Source organism: Agrobacterium sp. OT33 (assembly GCF_017313365.1).
Classification (GTDB): domain Bacteria; phylum Pseudomonadota; class Alphaproteobacteria; order Rhizobiales; family Rhizobiaceae; genus Agrobacterium; species Agrobacterium rhizogenes_A.
This window is the reverse complement of the sequence record NZ_JAFLMZ010000031.1, coordinates 1-227: the sequence shown is the minus strand read 5'-3', so window position 1 is coordinate 227 and position 227 is coordinate 1. Positions and strand designations below refer to the sequence as shown.

At 60.4% G+C, this 227-nt stretch carries 1 pseudogene; it reads left to right on the top strand.

Annotated features, from left to right (window positions below):
* Nucleotides 1-227: pseudogene (locus JZX88_RS26035) on the top strand (TolC family protein); the annotation flags it as partial.

Here is a 227-nt window from a genome sequence, read left to right as displayed (position 1 = left end):
GCCGTCACCGCCAATATTCTCGCTTTGGCGACCTATGACAAGAATATCAGGCTGGCGGATACGCGCTTCCGTCAGGCGCAGGTCAATGCGGCGATCGCCACCGTATCGCTTGCCGCGGAAACCCGCCGGGCATGGATAAACGCCGTGGCCGCCTGGGAAAACGTCGCCTATCTCAATCAGGCGAAGGTTGCGGCCGACGCCTCTTCGGAACTTGCGAAAAAGATCGG